The sequence below is a fragment of the Streptomyces boncukensis genome, from assembly GCF_011045075.1.
GTDB classification, from domain to species: Bacteria; Actinomycetota; Actinomycetes; order Streptomycetales; family Streptomycetaceae; genus Streptomyces; species Streptomyces boncukensis.
The window spans coordinates 1-3558 of record NZ_JAAKZZ010000648.1; the positions used below are offsets into that span (position 1 = coordinate 1).

At 74.7% G+C, this 3558-nt stretch carries 3 protein-coding genes and 2 pseudogenes; 4 read left to right on the forward strand and 1 reads right to left on the reverse strand.

The window, feature by feature from the left end; translation table 11 throughout:
• Positions 1 to 438, reverse strand: a pseudogene (locus tag G5C65_RS33640) (PD40 domain-containing protein); the annotation flags it as partial.
• A gap of 255 nt (positions 439 to 693) precedes the next feature.
• Between G5C65_RS33640 and G5C65_RS33645 the strand changes: the two are divergent.
• The 4 genes and pseudogenes from G5C65_RS33645 to G5C65_RS38740 all read left to right on the forward strand — a co-directional run.
• Positions 694 to 888: a hypothetical protein gene (locus tag G5C65_RS33645; RefSeq protein WP_165302848.1), complete on the forward strand. Its 195-nt coding sequence runs from the start codon at positions 694 to 696 to the stop codon at positions 886 to 888.
• 52 nt (positions 889 to 940) lie between these two features.
• Positions 941 to 1867: an N-acetyl-1-D-myo-inositol-2-amino-2-deoxy-alpha-D-glucopyranoside deacetylase gene (mshB, locus tag G5C65_RS33650; RefSeq protein ID WP_165302849.1), complete on the forward strand. Its 927-nt coding sequence runs from the start codon at positions 941 to 943 to the stop codon at positions 1865 to 1867.
• Between the two features lie 554 nt (positions 1868 to 2421).
• Complete coding sequence (locus tag G5C65_RS33655) at positions 2422 to 2919, forward strand: DUF6113 family protein (protein ID WP_165302850.1); 498 nt, start codon at positions 2422 to 2424, stop codon at positions 2917 to 2919.
• Positions 2920 to 3047: 128 nt separating this feature from the next.
• Positions 3048 to 3558: pseudogene (locus tag G5C65_RS38740) on the forward strand (hypothetical protein); the annotation flags it as partial.

Sequence of the window (3558 nt, forward strand, 5' to 3'; positions counted from 1 at the left end):
CACGTACGCCACAAGCCGCCCGTCAGGGGAGGGGCGGGGGTCCACCACCGGTGCTGGCGTGGGGATTTCGCGGACCGACCCGGCGAGCAGCTCGGCGAGGAAGAGCCGCCCCGAGAGCGCGAAGGCGGCCAGCTCCACCGAGCGGTCGGTGGCGTAGGCGACGACTCCCGCGGTGCCCTCCCGGCTCCGCTCGCGGCGGGCCCGCTCCTCGGGGGAGAGCTCCTCCCGCGCCCCCTCCAGCAGCGTGACGGGGTCGGCTGCGGGGTATTCGCGGCCGCTCGCCACCTCGTGCACCCACAGGAGATGTGCCAGGTCAGTGCCGTGCCGGGAGCGGAGAAAGGCGATGCGGGCACCGTCGGGGGAGACGGCGAAGGCGCGCGGCGCGCCGAGGGTGAACCGGTGGGTACGCGCGTGCTGGCGCGGGAAGGTCGTAGCCATGCGCCAGACCGTACTGCGTGCGGCCCCGGCTGTGGCACGCTGCTGGCTGGAACTGAATATGCGCCCCACGCCCTGCACCTGTGCGCCAACCCGTGCCGTCGTGCGGATAATTAAGATCCGTTGCGCACGGCGGGTGCTGGGTATGAAGCCGGTAGCTCACCGTGCCGCTGCGAGCTGTCCGCTGTCCTGTCCGTCCGACTGAGTAGTGACTGGGTCCATCCCGTACCAACCGCGCGAACTTGGAGGTGAACCGCCGTGGCACTCTCGATTTCGGCGGTGGTGCTGCTGGCTATCATGGTCTTCCTGCTCGTGAAGAAGTCCGGGTTGAAGGGTGGACACGCGCTCGTCTGCATCCTGTTGGGCTTCTACTTGGCGAGTTCGTCGATCGCGCCCTCGATCAACGACATGACCGCGAGCGTCGCGAACGTGATCAGCGATATCAGCTTCTAGGACGGGCCCTGGGGCCCTGGGGCCCTGACCGTCCCGTCGTAGGCTCAGGGGCATGAGTGACGCCTCCGCCCCTGAGCGGTTTCTGCCTGCGCGCCGGCTGCTGCTGGTGCACGCGCACCCGGACGACGAGTCGATCACCACAGGCGCCACCATGGCCAAGTACGCGGCCGAGGGCGCGCAGGTCACCCTCGTCACCTGCACCCAGGGCGAGGAGGGCGAGGTGATCCCCGCCCGGCTCGCCCATCTGGCGCCCGACCGGGACGACACGCTGGGCCCGTACCGCGCTGGGGAGCTCGCCGCCGCCATGCGCGAGCTGGGCGTCACCGACCACCGCTTCCTGGGCGGCCCCGGCCGCTACCGCGACTCCGGCATGCGCGGCGCCCCCCAGAACGAGCGGCCGGGATGCCTGTGGCAGGCGCCGCTGGACGAGGCAGCGGAACCGCTCGCCGAGGTGATCCGCGAGCTCCGCCCGCAGGTGCTGGTCACCTACGACCCCGACGGCGGCTACGGCCACCCCGACCACGTCCGGGCGCACCGCGTGGCGACGCGGGCCGTCGAGCTGGCCGCCGACCGGCACCGGGTGGCCCGGGTGTACTGGAACCGGGCGCTCCGCCCGGCCGTCGAGGAGGGCTTCGCACGGCTGCGCACGGCGGCGGAGGCGGGCGAGGTCTTCCCCTTCCCCGGCTTCACCGGAGAGACCGGCTTCGCGCGCCCCGAGGACGTACCCGGGCTGGTGGCGGACCTGTCCCAGGTGGACGCCGTGATCGACGCCTCGGCGTACGCGGAGCGGAAGGCCGCGGCGATGGCCGCGCACGAGACCCAGGTGTCGGTACGCTCCACGGCGCGGGGCGACTTCTTCGCCCTGTCGAACGGGCTCGGGCAGCCGCTGCTCGGCACGGAGTTCTTCCAGCTCGCGGACGTGGCCGCGGCGCCGCGGGGGGAGCCGGTCGGAGATCTGTTCGCGGGCGTGGTGGAGTAGGGGACATGGGCGCGGTGAGCGGACGGCCGGGACAGCGGGCAGAGCGGGCACGGCGGAAGACCGGAGGGGCGCGGCCCCACGGCCCTGACGGGGCGAGGAGACCGGGCGAACCGGCCTCCTCCGGCACGCCGGAGGAGGCCGACAGATCCCGGCAGCCCGGAGGATCGGCCGGATCCCCCGATTCCGGCCGGGCCCGCGCCCCGGAGAGCACGGGTGACGCGGGCGTCCCGGGAACCCCGGAGAGCGCTGGTGACCCGGGCGCCCCGGATCGGACCGGCGGCCCCCGGAAGCCGGGCGGGACCCCGGGGCCGGGTGCGCCGGGGGGCTCGGACGGTTCGGCCGGGCGCCGGAGCGCGGAGGGTTCCCGGAAGCCGGGCGGAGCCCGGAGCGCGGGCGGAGCCCGGAAGTCCGGCGGGTCCCGGAGCGCGGGCGGGCCCCGGAAGCCGGACGGGGCCCGGAGCGCGGACGGGTCCCGGCAGCCGGGCGGAGTCGGTGTGCCGGAAAGGGGCGGGCCGGCAGGCGGTCGTGAGGGTCGGAGCGGGTCGCGGCGGGACGTGCGCGGGGGGCCGGCGCCGCGCGGGGACCGTCCCGGCGCGGACGGGCCCCGCAAGCGTCAGGGCGCGGGCGGCGCGGGGGCCGCGCGACCGGCCGCAGGGCCGGACTCCGCCGACTGGGGGCCCTGGCCCGCCGTGCGCGGGGCCCGCGGCGCCGTGTACGCCGCGCTGGTCGTCCTCGGCGCCCTCACCGGATTGGCGGGCGCCCTCGTCCAGGGGGCCTGGCCCCCGTTCGGCCTGCTGCTCTCCCTCGCGGGCTCCGTCGGCCTCTTCTGGGGCGGCGCGAAGCTGTGCCGTACGAGGGTCGGGGCCGCGGTGCCGGGCGGCGGCTGGACGGTCACGGTGCTGCTGCTGACGGCCTCCCGCCCGGAGGGCGACTTCCTCTTCGCGGCCGGGGCCGGGTCGTACATCTATCTGCTCGGCGGGATCCTGGCGGCTGTGATCTGTGCCACGGTGGCGCTGCCGGCGCCGCCGACGGTACCGAACAGACATCGCTGAGCTGGCTGTTGCAGGGTCGTTTCCGTGGTCCCAGGGTTCATCTGGGGCGCCCCCAGTATTGTGGTGCGCGCCGGCGAGCCGCCTTCGGGTCATCGGGAAGACGGCGAATCCATCCGGGAGTACCTGTTTTGAGTCGTGAAACTGACAGTTCGTCCTCCGGGCCCAACGGGCGCGGTGGTTCCTCGCACCCGCCGGGAACCGAGCCCGGCGAGCCGAAGACCGAGACGACGCTGACCACCCGTATCCGGATCAACATCCCCGGATCCCGCCCCATCCCGCCCGTCGTGATGCGTACGCCGGTGGGCGAGGACGGCGAGAAGGACGCGGCCGGGCCCGCGGAGGGCGCGGCTCCGCCCGCCGCCGCACCGTCCCAGGCGGCGGAGGCGAACGGTTCGTCCGGACCGCCCGGTGGGCCCGGTGGACCTGGTGGGCCCGGTGGGTCGGACGCGACCGGCTCCGGTCAGATGTCCGATGTGCCGGGAGAGCCGGGCTCGCCCCCTTCGGGCGGATCATCCGAAGAGCCGGGATCCGACGGAGAGTTCACGCAGCAGACCAGCGACTGGTTCCAGCCGCGCAGAATGCCGCGGGGCGGCGCGTCCGCGCCGGGCGCTCCGCCCGCCCCGCCTGCTGTCTCCTATA

Excerpts from the sequence above, each read along its gene's own strand:
- mshB (WP_165302849.1), top strand. The coding sequence starts at position 941 with ATGAGTGACGCCTCCGCCCCTGAGCGGTTTCTGCCTGCGCGCCGGCTG.